At 44.3% G+C, this 15964-nt stretch carries 12 protein-coding genes and 2 tRNA genes; 2 read left to right on the top strand and 12 right to left on the bottom strand.

Going from position 1 to position 15964, the window contains the following annotated elements:
• The first annotated feature begins 15 nt into the window (after window positions 1-15).
• A tRNA-Asn gene (locus BHV73_RS11185) sits at window positions 16-89 on the top strand.
• A gap of 25 nt (window positions 90-114) precedes the next feature.
• A tRNA-Asn gene (locus BHV73_RS11180) sits at window positions 115-188 on the top strand.
• A 173-nt stretch (window positions 189-361) separates the two neighbouring features.
• On the opposite strand, the gene BHV73_RS11175 is transcribed toward BHV73_RS11180, so the two are convergent.
• The 12 genes from BHV73_RS11175 to BHV73_RS11120 all read right to left on the bottom strand — a co-directional run bounded on the left by BHV73_RS11175 (window position 362) and on the right by BHV73_RS11120 (window position 15614).
• Entirely contained in the window at window positions 362-3289 is a 2928-nt protein-coding gene (locus BHV73_RS11175; protein WP_286738335.1) for a FimE-like fimbrial tip protein, read from the bottom strand.
• A gap of 21 nt (window positions 3290-3310) precedes the next feature.
• Window positions 3311-5725, bottom strand: coding sequence for a fimbrial tip adhesin FimD (fimD, locus tag BHV73_RS11170; protein WP_286738334.1), 2415 nt, complete (start codon window positions 5723-5725; stop codon window positions 3311-3313).
• Window positions 5726-5741: 16 nt separating this feature from the next.
• Window positions 5742-7310, bottom strand: coding sequence for a fimbrial protein (locus tag BHV73_RS11165; RefSeq protein WP_286738333.1), 1569 nt, complete (start codon window positions 7308-7310; stop codon window positions 5742-5744).
• Between the two features lie 47 nt (window positions 7311-7357).
• Window positions 7358-8251 (bottom strand): FimB/Mfa2 family fimbrial subunit, encoded by an 894-nt coding sequence (locus BHV73_RS11160; protein ID WP_286738332.1) that lies wholly within the window; start codon window positions 8249-8251, stop codon window positions 7358-7360.
• A gap of 78 nt (window positions 8252-8329) precedes the next feature.
• The gene (locus BHV73_RS11155; protein ID WP_286738331.1) at window positions 8330-9466 is read right to left on the bottom strand and encodes a hypothetical protein; all 1137 of its coding nucleotides are present in this window, start codon (window positions 9464-9466) and stop codon (window positions 8330-8332) included.
• A gap of 66 nt (window positions 9467-9532) precedes the next feature.
• A complete protein-coding gene (locus tag BHV73_RS11150; RefSeq protein WP_286738330.1) occupies window positions 9533-10804 on the bottom strand; it encodes an OmpA family protein in 1272 nt (423 codons plus the stop codon).
• A 27-nt stretch (window positions 10805-10831) separates the two neighbouring features.
• A complete protein-coding gene (locus BHV73_RS11145; protein WP_286738328.1) occupies window positions 10832-11392 on the bottom strand; it encodes a DUF3575 domain-containing protein in 561 nt (186 codons plus the stop codon).
• 452 nt (window positions 11393-11844) lie between these two features.
• Window positions 11845-12753, bottom strand: a complete 909-nt coding sequence (locus BHV73_RS11140) for a tyrosine-type recombinase/integrase (protein WP_286738326.1) — start codon at window positions 12751-12753, stop codon at window positions 11845-11847.
• Between the two features lie 142 nt (window positions 12754-12895).
• A complete protein-coding gene (locus tag BHV73_RS11135; protein ID WP_286738324.1) occupies window positions 12896-13600 on the bottom strand; it encodes a ComF family protein in 705 nt (234 codons plus the stop codon).
• A 53-nt stretch (window positions 13601-13653) separates the two neighbouring features.
• A complete protein-coding gene (locus tag BHV73_RS11130) occupies window positions 13654-14457 on the bottom strand; it encodes an inositol monophosphatase family protein (RefSeq protein ID WP_286738347.1) in 804 nt (267 codons plus the stop codon).
• A gap of 11 nt (window positions 14458-14468) precedes the next feature.
• On the bottom strand, window positions 14469-14933 hold the full coding sequence (locus BHV73_RS11125) for a hypothetical protein (RefSeq protein ID WP_286738323.1): 465 nt from the start codon (window positions 14931-14933) through the stop codon (window positions 14469-14471).
• A 78-nt stretch (window positions 14934-15011) separates the two neighbouring features.
• A complete protein-coding gene (locus BHV73_RS11120) occupies window positions 15012-15614 on the bottom strand; it encodes an HU family DNA-binding protein (protein ID WP_009122182.1) in 603 nt (200 codons plus the stop codon).
• Between the last annotated feature and the right edge of the window lie 350 nt (window positions 15615-15964).

The raw sequence follows: 15964 nt of genomic DNA, 5'->3' as shown, positions 1-15964 counted from the left end.
GAGAAAAAACAACATTCTTCCTTAGCTCAGTCGGTTAGAGCATCTGACTGTTAATCAGAGGGTCCTTGGTTCAAGTCCAAGAGGAAGAGCGAAAGAAAAACTTGAATGCAACATTCTTCCTTAGCTCAGTCGGTTAGAGCATCTGACTGTTAATCAGAGGGTCCTTGGTTCAAGTCCAAGAGGAAGAGCGAAAAGGTTCGTCATTGCGGCGAACCTTTTTTGTTTTCATAAAAAAAGTATCCCATTCTTCACCTCACCAGGCACAAGAATGGGATGCTACAAACAAAACAAACAACAAGGCTATCTGTCACAGACGGCCATTGTATATAGTTACTTAGTCAAAGTGATTTTAGTATTATTCCTATTTCTTTTTCAATATTACATCCGGATCAGCCACAATTTGCGCCAGAGTCAATTCATCGCTGCAATATTCCCCATCTGTAGCATTCCAGCGCATAATCATTTTGGTCCCAGTCCATGAATAACTATATTCACCCCGAAGACGTAGAGTATAGCTACCGTTCGCCCCCATGGTTATCGTTCCGATACGAGTGCCATCATCCTTATTCTCGAAAATGACGAAAGCATCTGTCGGTATATCAGACCCATTATCCGTTCGCAATATACCTGCAATATGTTTATTTCTGACAAGTACCGTTTCACTGTCAAAACGTACATTGTCGTCCGATGAAATCATTATTTCTCCTTCCGTCACAATAGACGACGTTACAAAATTCAGTGTCACCATTCCCAATCCTTGGTCTTTCTTCACCGTATACACAAAACGTTCCCCTTCTTTCCGTAATTGCGGATTATTGTAATTTTCCGGTAAGTCCAGCATCGGTGCATTGATATAACATTGAAATTCTCTGCCGACAGGGGACACTATCTCACTATCACTCGCTACAAACGACTGAAGGTTAAAACTCAACTTCACCGCCGTACCCACACGGTTATACTCCAATTCAGCCGGACTTTTCTGTCCTTCTATTTTCAAATCAAATGCAAAAGGTGCATATGGAGCCAAGTTGAACGTTGTTCCACGGTAATTATACGGTTCACCGCCTACATCCTGTCCATTGGCAGTAGCCAACCGAATCGTCTCGTCAAAACGTGACGTATTTGTCTTCATATAAGCTTTCAATGTCAGCGAACCGTCCGGATTTTGTGTTCCCCTATCTTTAATCGGCTCATAAAGCAACACACGTCCGCTCGAACCCGTTTCACCAGTATATTCCGAAATCTTCCCGTCAGGTTGTATACCCAATTCGGTCAACTCATCATTTGTATAGGGGTCCAGGTACTCTGTAAATATCAAAAAACGGTTGTATTCATTGATTCCTCCCTCTAACGTAAATTCAATAAAGAACTGTTCATTTTTCTTTGCAGGCACAAGCACATAATCCACATTATACTCATCATGATGCAATACATTCTCCACCTTAATCGTACCCTTCGGATTCTCCGCAAAAGTAAAAGTCTTCGTTAATGGCTTAAAATACTGGTTTTCAATCATTATTTCTCCTTTTTTCGCTTCCGGTGTCAACATGGTACGTAAGTAGAGACGCTGCATTCGGGCCTGCTCCACCGCTTCTTTCGTAACCTTATAAACATATTTGTATCCCAATCCATTATCTTCTCCCCACGCCGCCATGGGATAACCGTTTTCGTCCACATAGTCTTGCTGATAGATTACACGCAAGCCCTGAGTAGAATTGGCATCCAGATGATCGGCGGAAATCAATACATCGAGTGGTAGTAATTCTTCTGGAAAATCTTCCGGAATACTGAACATCAGGATCACCTCTTCACCCTCGTCAGTACCGGCATGTCCGGCATCCACATTCGTTGATGCCCAGCAAGGGTCAAAATTAAAATCCGTCACCGTCAAAAGCTTGATCGTCCGCTGCAACTTGCCGTACTTAATCATCAGCTCACCCGAACGTTGGGTCCTACCGCTTCCCAATGGTAGCAGCTGCATGGTAACTTTTCCATTCCCTGCTGCATCCAATGTAAAAGTTCCTATCGCGGTTCCCCCGTCAGCATAAGTAAAATTCTGTGTAGAAGACACATTATTCGTCACCCACGACACCACAGGATGCTCGCCCGTAGGAATGCCTGTACAAGTAAAATTCACTGTCGCCATCCGTCCCGGCGCGCCTTCGGAGAACTTGTTGACAACAAACGTCTTCTCTACCGAAAGCGTCACCTTACCGTCGTACACAGAAGGAATCTTCTGGTCGATGGAAATCCATACATTGTTCACAAACGACGCATCCTGCACTTCCTCAAAGGTAGAAACACCGCCACGCAACTCACCCGTAATAATTATACGATAGTTATAATTGCGTACGATAGGATAGGGATCCTGCGTTTTCGGATCCAGCAACAGTATCCGATAATACAAATTGTCCGTTTCCGTAGCACCGTTACCCGTATTCCGTCCCCGTATCACCACATACGCCTGATTGGCCTCCGGGTTTTCATTCTCAAAAACGTACTCCACATTTTGGTTACTGTAAACCCCGTCTACCGAAGCCCGGCGCAAATCGGACGGCAGCGTAACCGTAAAATTATCGGGCGTCCAATCGAAAGTTCTGGTGTTCCGATTGTAAGGAGCCACCGTACCATAAGCATAACCGTTGCAGAACGCCATACCTGTCACCTCAAAAGGCACCACAAAACCATTAATATCTTCCGTACCGTTATTATAATTCACCGTACCTTGCTCCACCGTGATTTTCGCCATGTTCCGACATAAAGTCACCGTCTGATTGTTCAATTTTACCGAAAGGTCACCATCACTCACCGTACCGTCTTCCTTCTTCACCACGCTACTCACACGTCCCCAATAAACCACTTTGGCCGAAGTAGAAAGTAAGCCCTGCAAAATGGTACTTTCATGACGTGAAATATTTTCACCATCGCTGAAACTGCTGAAATTCTGGTTTACCACAAAATGAACGATTTGCGTCTGTCCCGGAACAACGCTTTTCTTTAAAGTTCCGGAAAGCATGTCTCCTTCTATCTTCAATTCCTCCGGTTTCACTTCCACGCGCGAAAGATAACTACCGTCACGGTCGAAGCAGAGCAACGTCAGAGACTGTATCCCGTAGCCGTCCGAATCCACATTGCGGGTGGAAACTTCACGCATATCAGGGACTTCCAATCTGAATACCAACTCCCTTTCTCCAATATTCCTCTCCGGAGAAGCAAAATCATCTTGCCTACATCCGCCCAACAAACAAAAAACGGTAAATAAACAATATAATAAAATACTCTTCTTCATAATCCTGAATAATAAAGGTTATTACTTGTCCTTGAAATGGTCACGCACGCAACGGATACCGATACCAGACCTGCTATTGGCAGGATTATTTGTTATCGTGACAGCACCATTTGCCGACCAATATTGCTTACGATCTAACAACCAGTCCATCGCATACGTACCAGAATTTGACAATGAGCCTCCCAATTCATGAGCATCTATATTCGCTTGAAAACCATCAATAATCTCCAATTCTGCTCTTGTAGGCAAACGCCAATCGTCATACACGATAAAACCGTCATCCTCCAACTGCTTTTTCACACTGGCATAAGTACCGGGATTAGAAATCTGTGCCAATGTATTACTCCAAGTAACAGGACGGTTTCTGAAAACCACCTCTACATACTTGTCACAATGGCTGGCTGCCTGATATTCATTTTTAAGAATATCCGCTTCTCCTTTTAATATACTTAAATGAGAACTAACCATGAAAGAAGGAGAAACTACTTTTGCATTATCATCTGCAGGATCGGTCATGTCTTCATCAAAAGTAACATTACTACCTGTATAAGGTATTCTGCGAGGAATACCTATATGATTTTCATCCGAAGTAGCTGCAATACGAATATGATAGACATTAGAATTTTCACGTCCAGAGTTCAGATAATAACATCCCCACCTACTAAACAGAGAAAGGCTCCAGCCATAACTGAAAATTTTTCCTAATCCTGTCTCGACTGAATAATCTTGCAATACTTTAGATATAAATACTGTATTCTCTCCGCTCACCCAATCTGATTCACTATAAGAAGACATATTCCATCGGTCAAAATTCCACTTCCATTTATTCTCGTCAGTACCATTATTTAATTGAACATTAACTCTGTCATTAGTTTCTCTAGGAAGCACGAAATCTAAGTTAAATCCATAATGGCTCACCCACGTCGTTACATTATCCTCTCTATTATTAGCTGTAAAATCCGTCCTATACGAAAAATACCCCAACTGCGAAGTTACATACTCCAGAGGATACTGTTCAAACGTTAATTCCTCTGCTTTTCCTTCTTCATTCGTCACTTTCACTACAATATACCGTACGGCAAGGTTGGTCGGTACAGGGCTACTAATATCAATCACCCCTTCTCCGCTTTCTGTGGAAGCCGAAACCGTAATTGGTAATCCCAAAATTTGAGAATCCTCCAATGTCTGTTTTAAGCCAAATTTATCATAATAATATACCTCTACCACTTCTACCTTCTCGATTGGGGAAGATGAAGAATAACTTACCGAGTGATTTTCTCTCGCATTATCCATACGTACCTTTTTATCGCTCAAAAAGAGGAATTCCGGACTATCTTCACCGCCTACAACAATATCCTTGCTCCGCCAAGGTTCCACCTCGAGTAGCACATCAGTCAGTTCCACCGGCACCGCTTCGTTTTCTCCTCCTCGACCATTGATGGTCACCGTTATATTATATATATGATTACGCTTCAACTGTCCTTTCTCATCCTTCTTCGAACTGAGGTTCACCGGAATCTTATAATAATTCTCATCTACTGTCTCCTCATTTTCTACCAACGGTACGCGCATCAACACACTCGGCTCATTATCGGCAAGTGCATCCTCTCTCCAATCATTCGGATAGGCATAAAGCGTCATAGTCATAGTCGCATTGCTCGTACCCATTCCGGAAACATCCGTACCAAAAATAGTAGTAGACGCGCCACTGTACAATACAGGTCTGAAAGCTTTCATCTCCCCTTCTGAAGGTTCCACCACGAAAGTCGACATCGGGAAGTTCACCGGCTTACGTGACGTCCTGTTCTTCAAGGGTTCAGGGCTGGTTTCATCATGAATGAATTTCACCTTCTCTCCTTGTTTCAACGTAATGACAATCTTCGCCGCCGCGCGCTTCAACGATACAGGTACCTCTATTGCATCCTGCGACGTTCCCTCCGGATTCAAAACCATCGATGTGTGGCCGTCCATCAGGAAACTCCCCGGTACATTCGCATTGGTATCATCCAGCCCCGTTGCGTGTACATTCGCCGTGCGAAGCTTCAAATCTTGCAGCTCTGTCTGTTTTTCAATAGCTGACAGACTATTCTCATTATCCACCGGATAATTGGCAATCAGAAAAACAGTATATTCTTCATCTATCTCAAAAGCAGATTTACGTTTACTCAGAAGTAATGTATTGTCGTCCGACAGATTCTGAAAAAGTTCATGATGTACCTTATTTCCCTCTTTATCGAAAATCAGCACATCCAAATGAGTTACTTTGCTCTCCGTATCCGCATTTGCAGCACGCGTAAGCATACCATCGTCCTTTCCTACAACCAACAGGATATTATCCTTTCCTCCGATAGCACAAGGTACTTCCAAAGAATCCCTGATGCAGCCCGCCAACACCAATAGCATCAACGCCGCAAACAACATATGTATTCGTTTCATCATCCCTGTTTTTAAATTATAAGTCTAATCCCTGAGTTATTTTAATGTGAGAATCCTTCTTTGTTTCCGTCATCCAAGGCCAGTCTTCATTCTTGTTGATAGGCAATGCAATATTTTCCAGCCCCCACAATCTTGTACGTATGCAGAATTCCACTTCCGGATGTTCAATACCCGCTTGCAACAAGGATTGTTTTGCCCGTATCTCGATCACGTATTCCGTATCTCCCGTTGGTACCGGGTAACTTACTTCTTCCTGTTGGGCCGTATTATAGTTTTTATAAACCTTTACTTCAAACTGGTTTGAATCTCCATTGCCCAAAGAAGGGGTCCATGACATAGTACCGCTCGGCATCCTGAATTTAAACCGAGTGGTAATCTCTTTTGAGGAATCATCAGAAAAACAAACTTCCGTACTGAATCTGCCCGGATCATCTCCTGCAAAGAAAGGTGTAAAAGAATATCCCTCCGGGTACACAAAGTCCACCACCGCATCTCCTGCCGAATCATCCCAATCGTCTACCGTATACACCACCGATACCACTCCATCTCTTGGTACCCAGTTCAATACACGGTAAATGGTATTTCGCTTCGTTGGAGGCAGGTAAATATCTTTTGTACCGGGTGCTCCGTCCAGCGTATAACTGACAGTCAGTTTGTAACCGTTCGCATCTCCTGGGGTATTAGTATCATCCGCCCCGTAGTAATTCTCAAACAAATAGAAGGGTGTAGTCTCCAGCACATTTACATACCTGTCCAATTCTGCTCCCGACATCTCGCCTTCCAAAAGAATCTTCTCTATCACCGCAGGTTCCTCCAGCAACGTCAATTCGTTCGTAAAAGTATGGGGAATGTTTTTCAACATCTCTTCCGTAGGCTCTGTCACATAGGCCCAGTCACAAATACCCTCTTTCTGCAAAGCAATGCTGTTCACCGTCAACCCACACTCTGCTCCTTTGGCAAAATACATTTCCAATTTGCTCACACAACGTATCAATTCGAACTTCAATGCATTTTCTTGTAACTGATGATGCCCGTCGTGAGTACCGGTTCCCGCCGCAAAATTCACATTATCGGTGTTCAAATTCCTTGTCACTTTCACAGACATGGGTAACAGTAGTGTTGTTCCTCCCGTTGTAGCAAGGCGGCGTTCCGCAAAATGGAAATCTTCCAGTTCTTTTTTAGTCATTTTTTCCCTAAAGTAAGCAGACCCGCTTGCCATTTCACCACCTGGGCTGTTCCAGCAAACATGCTCATTGGCAATCACATAAAAGTCAACATCCACATTACCCGTACCAGCGGGTATTTCCAAATCCATCCAAAAGTTGGATATAGCGGATGAGTTTGAGCTATAATAATATCCCACCTGTTTCTCACTCCGGTAAGCATATACCCGCAGACGCTCAATGGCATTCTCGCTATCGGTACCGGACTGTATGCCGTCATTCGCTTCCGTTTCAATGCTCATATTGACGGCAATGCCGGACGACACGGGAGAGATGTCCGTATCTTCATGCGTACAACTTCCACAAAGCACTGCCATGCCTGCAACGACAGTGAAAAATATGTTATATAAATGTCTCTTCATAATTAATCCGTCTCCATTATAACCAATTATATCTCTTTTATGCCCTATTATATTTCCGGGTCAATTTCTTCAATAAACCATTCCGGTACGGTTATCGTCACGCCCACTTCCTTAAAGCGAATGGAGATCGGTATTAGAACCTCATTCATTGTGAGGTCTATATCCGGATGGTCCGCCAAAAATTCAGCTAGATTTATTTGTACAACAATTTCGTTGTCTTGATTGAAAAGAGTCAGCACCACCGAACTGTCGATATGGCGCATAATGTTAAAACGTGCCTCACACGATTTCGTTGCGGGGTCGTAATTCCCCAATTCAGGATAATAAGTAACAGGCTCACCACCAACCTGGTTCTCAAAGTTTGTTTCGGGTAACAAGCCACACAGCTCCAGCCTAAATCCACCGTTGCTGCGTGTAAGGAGAGCAGGATCTATACCCACCACTTCTGTATAAATCTTATAATGCGAACTGGCAAAATTTACCATTGCATCTTCCGCCAGCTTATCACTCACCTCAATCCACGTCGAAGCATAATAAAGTGAATCGTTTGATGTTGTCCAGCCACCTGCCAGATAACGAGAACAGGCAAAACTGATTTCATCGCAGTCGCCTACTGTCGGATCGGTTATACCCGTATTGTCCGTGTTTGCAACGCTGACGATGCGATAGCTCCCTTTCGACAACTCCGGAAGTACTACTTCCCGTGCTTTCAATTCTTCTTCCGGTACTAAAAAAGAAGTGACGTGGCTGTCGTCGGGGCGGAAAACATACATCCGGATGTTACGGATCTTATCTCCGATAATTTCAAGCGAACTATCCCCCGTATAACTCAGCTTAAGCGTGAAATTCTTACGGCATCCATCTAAATTCTCCTTGACACAACCGACAAGGAAAAAAATGCCCGATAAGAGCAAAACATATTTCATCAGTCTGTTCATCATGAATGTATGTTAATATAATGTTTACTATTAAAAGGGAGCCGGGCTCTGTACCCGGTTCCCCTAAAATTAGAATGGTGATTATTTCCCGTATTCCGGAGTGGTGATTGTTTCAACCCCCCAGTTTCCAACTGTAACTGTGGCTTCCACACAAATAACCGTATTGTCCAAGTTGGTCAACTCGCCGTTTTTGATAGTCAAATTTTCAATTTTATAAATTTTACCAGCTGCAAGTACTTTTTTATTAGCGTCTGTTGCTTGATCCGTGAAATTTATAATTTTGAGGTATGCGCGCGGAACCGGAGGAATAGTCACAGCATCATCAGCTCTTTCACTATTAAAAGCAAGCATAACTGTCGGTTGGCTACCGGCAGCCAAGTTGTAGCCATGTACCGGCAATGAAAAAGGAGCAGCCGTCGTTGCATCAGTAATCATCTCCTTAGGAGTTAATACATCAAACATCCAACTTCCAGCCGTGGTAAGATCTCCGGGATAACCTTTTGCATTGTCACCTGCTTCAAGTGGAGCCCCTGAAGGAGCACCTGCCAAAGTGAAAGAAGGTGCTACATTATTCAAACCAACATGAGTCGGTTGCAAAGAAGAGAAAGTGAATTTATCCATACCATCACTCACGGTTAGTGTTACGGTTCCACCTATTTCAATACGAGACAAAATCGGATTCACAGTAAAGTCAACAGTGTACATCTTACCGTTTGTATGATCTGTAGCAGTTGCGTCATGGGTTCCTCCTTCAGTCAGCGCAGTGGCAGTAGTGCCGCTGGTCACCGGTACACTTGCCAAAGTCGTATACTCCGACAAGTTAGCTGACAAATTTAGTAAGTCTGCCAACGTATTGAAATGTTTTCCCGACAAATTAATATTACCCACTACATAGGCAGCCTTGGCTGCAGGATTTACATTATGTAACTGCTGGGGGCTCCCCGTTACAGTCAACTCTCTATAATCGCAAACGGTTCCAGTAGTAGCAGCATCCGTCAAAAAGAAGATGGTGGCAGAAGTTAATGTTGCTTTTGTGTTGTTGTCAGTAAAAGCGTCCCCTTCATTTGCCGCTCTTGAATCAACCTTGTTTCCCTTGATAGTCACCGTTACCGTTTTTCCCTTGCCTTCCGGAAGCGTACTTTCCGGAGCATCATCGTTGTTACAAGCAACAAGACCCATTGTCATTGCCGCCATCAAAATCCAATTGTTTAATTTCATAACACTAATTTAAAAAAGATGAATAATTAATTTATTAACACTCTATTCTGTTTTTGCAAAATTCCATTATTTCAGTTGCTCCAGGTTCTTTCGCGCTTCTTCGTGCCCCGTCAGCAAAGCACGTTCAAACCACCCGATGGCTTCCTCCTCATTTTCCAACATCATGTGGCATACACCGATACTGTTGAACGCACGATCGTCTTTCTGATATTCCAACAATATTTGCAAAGCCTCCGCATACTTACCTTCCCGAATCAACCCGTTCGCCGTGTTCACCGCATCGGCCGCCTTGTCGCCCAGCATGTCATAGTAAACAGACACATAGCAGGCATTACGTAATTGCGGATAGAAGTTATCCAACATATAACGGTAGGGCTTGCCGCCTGCCAGTTTCATCAGAATTGTTTTCCAATTTGCCTTCCCCCTCTCATTATCCAGAATTGCCAGTACTTCTTCCCTAAATTCCATATCGGATGCCTCTACCAAAGCACGCAGGCCTTCCCAATTCTCCACACCGTTTATCAGATGGAAATCATCATCTTTCAAAGAAGGTTCCGCTTCTTGTATATAGCCTTTCAAAGACTCCGCACGTTTGGCACCCAGGCGGGTATTCAATTCCAACCCACCTTCGGGGGAGGCAAATCCTGTTATCTCCACACCTTGAAGCCGCAGTTTATCCATATCATTGATTTTACGTATAGTAGCTACTATCTCATCCAAAGTTCTCCGGTTATTGTATCTATCCAAGTGTAATACTGTGACCGACAATGGAAAATATATTCTCATCTCATCCCGGAAGCTCCATTGTTTCTTGGCTTCAACAACCTCGAATTTCCTTGATTGCGGAGCCACTTCCGTCACCGAAATCACCGGTGGCGTATATACCTCTGCATTATTCAGCAGGCTTTGATTGCCGTTGCAACAATTGCAACCGCATCCTTCCAGATAGTAAGCCACTCCCAACGAAGCACGTTTCATCCAACGTTCGTAGACGGCAGTCGATGCATAGCAAAGTGTGTCTTTCTTCCATAATGCCTCATTCTCTTTCAGCATCCAATGACGTTCACCATTCAATGCCGCTTCCTGGCGTTCACGTTTGTATCTTATTTTACCATATATCCGGGCAGGTGCTAACCACAACGTGTCCCTGCCACCGTACAAATAAGGAAGCAACACCATTTTCTGCCGGCTATGCATTCCTTCGGGGCGTTCGTGTACCTCGAAACGTACTTCCACATTACGCTTCACCTTTTTCACACTTGCATTTTCCACCACTATCTGGGCAGATGCAGAGTACCCAAACAGAAAGAGGATTCCGATTGACAGTATATTTTTCATTATTCTTCGTTTTTTAGTTGCAAAGCCTTAGTCTATCATATAAATAATGGATATGCCTGCCTTGGTAGGACTGAAATAGTGTTTCTTGTCACTATTCTTAAAGTCACCACAGGTAGCGCACTCATATTTGTCATAGCTCGAATAAATATAACCGAAACCGAGTGTAGCTTCCAGATTCCAACGTTTGCCTAAAATCCACGAATATCCATAAGAGAACCCCACACCTGTAGCCCAACCCTGATAACGATAATCACGGGTGGACTTATCTTGAAACGGAAACCTTACACCACCGGCATTATAAAAGGCATATCCGCTATGAAGACCCAAGAAGTGACCGTTAAACGCCTCACACAGCCAATATCGTGCTTCAGGTTGTACCATCCAGTGCTTCCACTTCTTATTGTCTGAAAATGTAAAAGGATTATAGTTGGCAGAAAGATCCAGCGTCCATTTTGGAGCCAGACAGAATTCGGCACCTAGATTAAAGGTCGTTGTAGCATCATACAGCAGGTTCGTTTTGACAGCCATATCCTGTGCTGACAAAGAGATGCCGACAAATAGGAAAATAATGCAAAAGCTCTTTTTCATACTCTCCGTTTTTATATGATATAAGTTATCTGTTTATATGCTTTGTCGTTTTAACATTCCCGTTACTTTGTAGGTAACGGAAAGCAAGGAGAAACACGCTGCAAGAGGCATTCTTGTACCGACATAACCAACTGTTACGGATTATCGGATGAATCGAGAGAGTACGAGCAGATCTTCCCGTGTTAATTTTACATAACACGGCTATGGGAGTATTATGCATTTCCCGTTAAGGGAAAATACTGTTATTCAAAGTAATGCACCTTATAAGTATATAGAAAGGCGGTTTTTACTTATTTTTCAAAAAAAATCCTTTTTTTTCTTGTTTGATACAAATGTATTGTTGATATTTGCGATAAACAAATAATTCCCGTTACCTACAAAGTAACGGAGAATGCTTGTAGTATTATCAGAAAGTCAACACGATAAATCGCACACGCCTAAACATTTATAAATCACTGTTTACTAAATACATAAGACACTATTTCCTTATTCATATCCCATATTTTATCATCCGAGTGTCTCTTAAAGTAAGTTTCTGTTACCTTAACAGAAGAATGTCCCATTGCATTACTGATAAGCTCTTGTTGATAATTCCGATAATTGGCAATAGTAGCCCAGCTATGCCTTGCCGTATAGCTCGTCAATCCCGTAATGCCGTTTATATATTCCCCTAATTTCTTTAAGCGGTAATTAAAACCGCGCAGGGCGTTTTGGTATTGCCGGTACTCATCCTTTCCCGGATGATGAATAAGAGGAAATAAATAGGGAGAAGCCCCGTCGGCATTCTTGAGACTGCGGATAATCTCCATTGCTTTAGCCTCAACGCGTACAGTAAGCCATGCGCCCGTCTTTTTACGACGATATACTATCACATTATCATGTAAATCACAATGCCGCAGATAAGCAATATCCACAAACGGCATTCCACGAAGCATAAAAAGCAATAGAAAAAGCAAGCGTACGGACTCCAGACTTTCATCCGCCACAGGTGTATCGAGCCGGCGGAACACATCTTCATCCACAGCACGTTTCACGGTAACCTTTGTTCCCGTATACACCCCTTTGAAAAGTCTGGGTTGATAAGGCGCCATCCCTTCATCCACAGCGCGAAAATAAGTGGCACGCAACATTCTCATATAAGTGGAAATCGTATTCCAATGGAGCTGACGTCCCAACAGATACTCTTGAAACGCTTTCAGCCACACGGGAGTGACTTCTTCAAAACTTATGGAATCCCGCTCCATAAAGTCCTTGATGCGATTCAATGTACTTTGATACACGTGCGCCGTACCCATGCGCCGTTCTCCTCTCAACTGAGAGATAGTCATGGCCATATAGGCCGACAGATTTGTTTTACTCATATAGCTTCTACTTTAAAAGTGAGCCATATAAATGCCTAAAAAACAGATTAGTTCAAGTGACGATTCTGTTAAAAAAGTACACAGATTACAAACTTTAATACACATCCGGAAGTTTGTCTTTCTTCCGAAATACCGGAATTTATCAAAAATTCGCTACGGCAAGTGTCAGCACACTGATACGCACGCCCTCTACGTCCCTAAATACATCGGCGCACGCAGTGGTGGTAGCTCCGGTAGTAAGTACATCATCTACCAGCAGGATATGTTTTCCGACGAAACGTTCGGGATGGCGGAGATGAAAGATGCCGTCCACATTCTCCCACCGCTCATAGGCAGACTTACTTGTCTGCGTCTCCGTATGCTTCCTGCGCATCACGGAAGCAGCATCCAAAGAAATACCCGTAACCGCAGCCACACCTTTGGCGATACATTCACTCTGATTGTATCCCCGCATCCGTTGCTTGCGGGGATGTAAAGGGATGGGCACAATGACGTCCACACTATGAAAGAACCCCGAAACAGTCAGTTCCGCCGCCATAAAACGCCCCATTGTCTCTCCCAAGTCCTTACGGCCGCCATATTTCAATTGATGCAGTATCCGGCAGAAATCACTGCCCTTATGGTAAAAGAAATAGGAGGTAGCACGTTCCAAAGGAAGTTTTCCCCAGAACATACGTTCCACCGGATTGTCCGTACGAAGATGATAATCCGTACGGGGCAGATTCATATTACATTTCAGACAAATAGTCTCCTCTCCTTCCTGCAAGGGTGTGCCACACACAGCACACTGACGGGAAAAGAACAAATGAAGAAAAGATAAAAACCAGGTTTTAAGCGTGTTTTCCATAATACTGCCAATTCATAAAATCAGCGCAACGTCCATAACCGCATGCCGGAGCGCTACATGCCCGAAGGCATGGCTTCCTCTACCAGCTGCAACAGGAACGGATGCAACCGTCCGTTGGTAGCAACCACATGATGCCCGTCGATAAAACAGGCGTTACCATAAAAATCAGTCACCTGTCCGCCGGCTTCCTGTACAATCAAGGCTGCCGCCGAAAAATCCCATTTTCCAAGAAAAGCCTCCAGCCAGGCATCGAAACGTCCGGCAGCCACATAACAGATGGCCATTGCAGCGGAACCATTCATACGAATACCTGCCACCTTGCCATACAGTTTATGTATCAGATACTCTCCCGTACGGGCATACTGCTCCGAATTATAAGGAAGCTCCGTTACTACAAAAGCGTCCTCCAACCTGCGGACGGAAGACACCTGTATGGGCTGTTCGTTAAGATACGCGCCACCGCCTTTCCAAGCATAGAAGCACTCGTCCAGACAAGGGTCATAAACCACTCCCAGCAGCAACTCGCGCTTATTGCGCAAAGCGATGCTGACACAGTAAGGCGCATTGTCATGAATATAGTTGGTAGTGCCGTCCAGCGGATCCGCCACCCAGCAATAAGGTTCATCCCGGTAGACTGCCGAACCTTCCTCCACAATGAAACCGGCTTCGGGCAAAAGAGCTTTCAATGCGGCGACAACACGCTTTTCAGACTCTTTATCCACATAGGAAACATAGTCATGGGCATGCTTTTCCTCTACCGCTTCCCTGCGGAAACTTTTCCGTTCTTCCTTTAGGAAATGTCCTGCCGCACGGGCTATGTCACAGACCTTACCAGTCAGAGTTTTCAAATCATCCATCATTCAAGAAATTATTTGTCCGCCACCTGTTTATAAATGAGCTTTCCACGTCGGCCTACAGTCCACTTGCCATTCTCCAAGCGCACGTTCTTCGTATCGTCATCTTCCATATTCCAGGCATATCCCCCGGCAGGCAAGCTACGACGGTCAAGAATTTCGTTCTGAGCGTCCTCTTCCGAGAAAAACAGTTCTACTTGAGTGGAGTCGGGACTGAACACAATAAACAGTGTATTCTCCGCATCGTCAACAGAAGCCAGGCGAACCCCTTTCTCCCACAGACGGATACAATCTTTCTGCACCTCGCTCCATGTATACCCTGCCGAAGCGATACATCCATGTTCATCCTTATCGTCCCCTACTATTTCCGTTTTCTCCGTTTCAGCGGCAGCAGCAGCATTTTTTTCACGACTGTTTCCACAGCCCGCCAGAAGCGCTCCGGCGCATGCCAGGCAAACAGACATCATTTTTACATTCATAGTTATCGGCTTTTAAAATTTTATACGCATGCCAAAGGTAGAAACAAATCGCTAATAAAAAAAGTTTCTCTCCCGATATCACGGTTTCAAATAGACCACCGTCTTACCGCTGCCATACTTACGTATCACGCCCTCCTCAAGATACCGGTTCAAGTCCGTCATTGCCCGATGCTTCACCAATCCCGTTGCCGATTCATAATCCGTACGCGTGATACATCCATATTTATCCAGATGCCGCAACAGCTTTTCTTTCCGTTCCTCCTCACTCATCGAGGAACGGGACACATACGGAGAAGCCTTACGCTCCAACTCCATCGTATCGAAACGGCTGCGGAACTTACTGCCCAGCCGCAGATTCACGTTCTGAAAGTGTACGGACGGGGAACGGATTTCTTTTTTGTCGGTAACCGGACGGTCACATTTCAACGAAACGGAAAAATAGCCCAGCTCTCCCACTTCCACAGTCCAACCCTCGGACAACCAACTGTGCAGCTCGTCCGTAACAGCCTGCAAAGTTCCGTCAAGTATGGCGGGACTGAAGCCGGTAGCCTTAGCCACCAGTTCACGGAATTTGTCGGCGGAGATAGTTCCCCTCGGCAGGATACGGGCGTGCAGGCGGACATCATCGCGGTTCTCACTCGAAGGATTGGGGGTTTGATACAAATCATAATAAGCGCTCATATATAATAAGGTGTTAGATTGGCATTATCAGCCAATACGTTTATAAACAGCAAGAAGCCGCATCGCCAACCATAATTCGTCAGACAGATGTCATCCTTGCGTTAAACAGCCGTTGCCCGTTCGTTAGACAGTTGTCTAACGAACGGGCAACGGCTGTTTAACGAATTAGCATTCGGTGTCAAAGATACTAATAAATCCGATAGGAATGCATAAATCCCGTGAATCCGAGATTTAATTTATTCAACATGATGTCCAAACCGGAAAGCACGTGATATCAATAATGTTCCATCCTATATCACTTATGTCTAAAAATGAAAGACCAAAGGCGTTTTGTTCATTCAAAGGCTACA

Source organism: Bacteroides sp. 44_46 (assembly GCF_001915465.1).
In the GTDB taxonomy this organism is placed as follows: domain Bacteria; phylum Bacteroidota; class Bacteroidia; order Bacteroidales; family Bacteroidaceae; genus Bacteroides; species Bacteroides clarus.
This window is presented reverse-complemented; position numbering and strand designations above follow the sequence as displayed.

Bases quoted from the DNA above. Each gene is read 5' to 3' on its own strand.
- fimD (WP_286738334.1), bottom strand. From the start codon at position 5,725: ATGAAACGAATACATATGTTGTTTGCGGCGTTGATGCTATTGGTGTTG.
- BHV73_RS11125 (WP_286738323.1), bottom strand. From the start codon at position 14,933: ATGAATGTAAAAATGATGTCTGTTTGCCTGGCATGCGCCGGAGCGCTT.
- BHV73_RS11130 (WP_286738347.1), bottom strand. From the start codon at position 14,457: ATGGATGATTTGAAAACTCTGACTGGTAAGGTCTGTGACATAGCCCGT.
- BHV73_RS11160 (WP_286738332.1), bottom strand. From the start codon at position 8,251: ATGATGAACAGACTGATGAAATATGTTTTGCTCTTATCGGGCATTTTT.
- BHV73_RS11120 (WP_009122182.1), bottom strand. From the start codon at position 15,614: ATGAGCGCTTATTATGATTTGTATCAAACCCCCAATCCTTCGAGTGAG.
- BHV73_RS11175 (WP_286738335.1), bottom strand. From the start codon at position 3,289: ATGAAGAAGAGTATTTTATTATATTGTTTATTTACCGTTTTTTGTTTG.
- BHV73_RS11165 (WP_286738333.1), bottom strand. From the start codon at position 7,310: ATGAAGAGACATTTATATAACATATTTTTCACTGTCGTTGCAGGCATG.
- BHV73_RS11145 (WP_286738328.1), bottom strand. From the start codon at position 11,392: ATGAAAAAGAGCTTTTGCATTATTTTCCTATTTGTCGGCATCTCTTTG.
- BHV73_RS11135 (WP_286738324.1), bottom strand. From the start codon at position 13,600: ATGGAAAACACGCTTAAAACCTGGTTTTTATCTTTTCTTCATTTGTTC.
- BHV73_RS11140 (WP_286738326.1), bottom strand. From the start codon at position 12,753: ATGAGTAAAACAAATCTGTCGGCCTATATGGCCATGACTATCTCTCAG.
- BHV73_RS11155 (WP_286738331.1), bottom strand. From the start codon at position 9,466: ATGAAATTAAACAATTGGATTTTGATGGCGGCAATGACAATGGGTCTT.
- BHV73_RS11150 (WP_286738330.1), bottom strand. From the start codon at position 10,804: ATGAAAAATATACTGTCAATCGGAATCCTCTTTCTGTTTGGGTACTCT.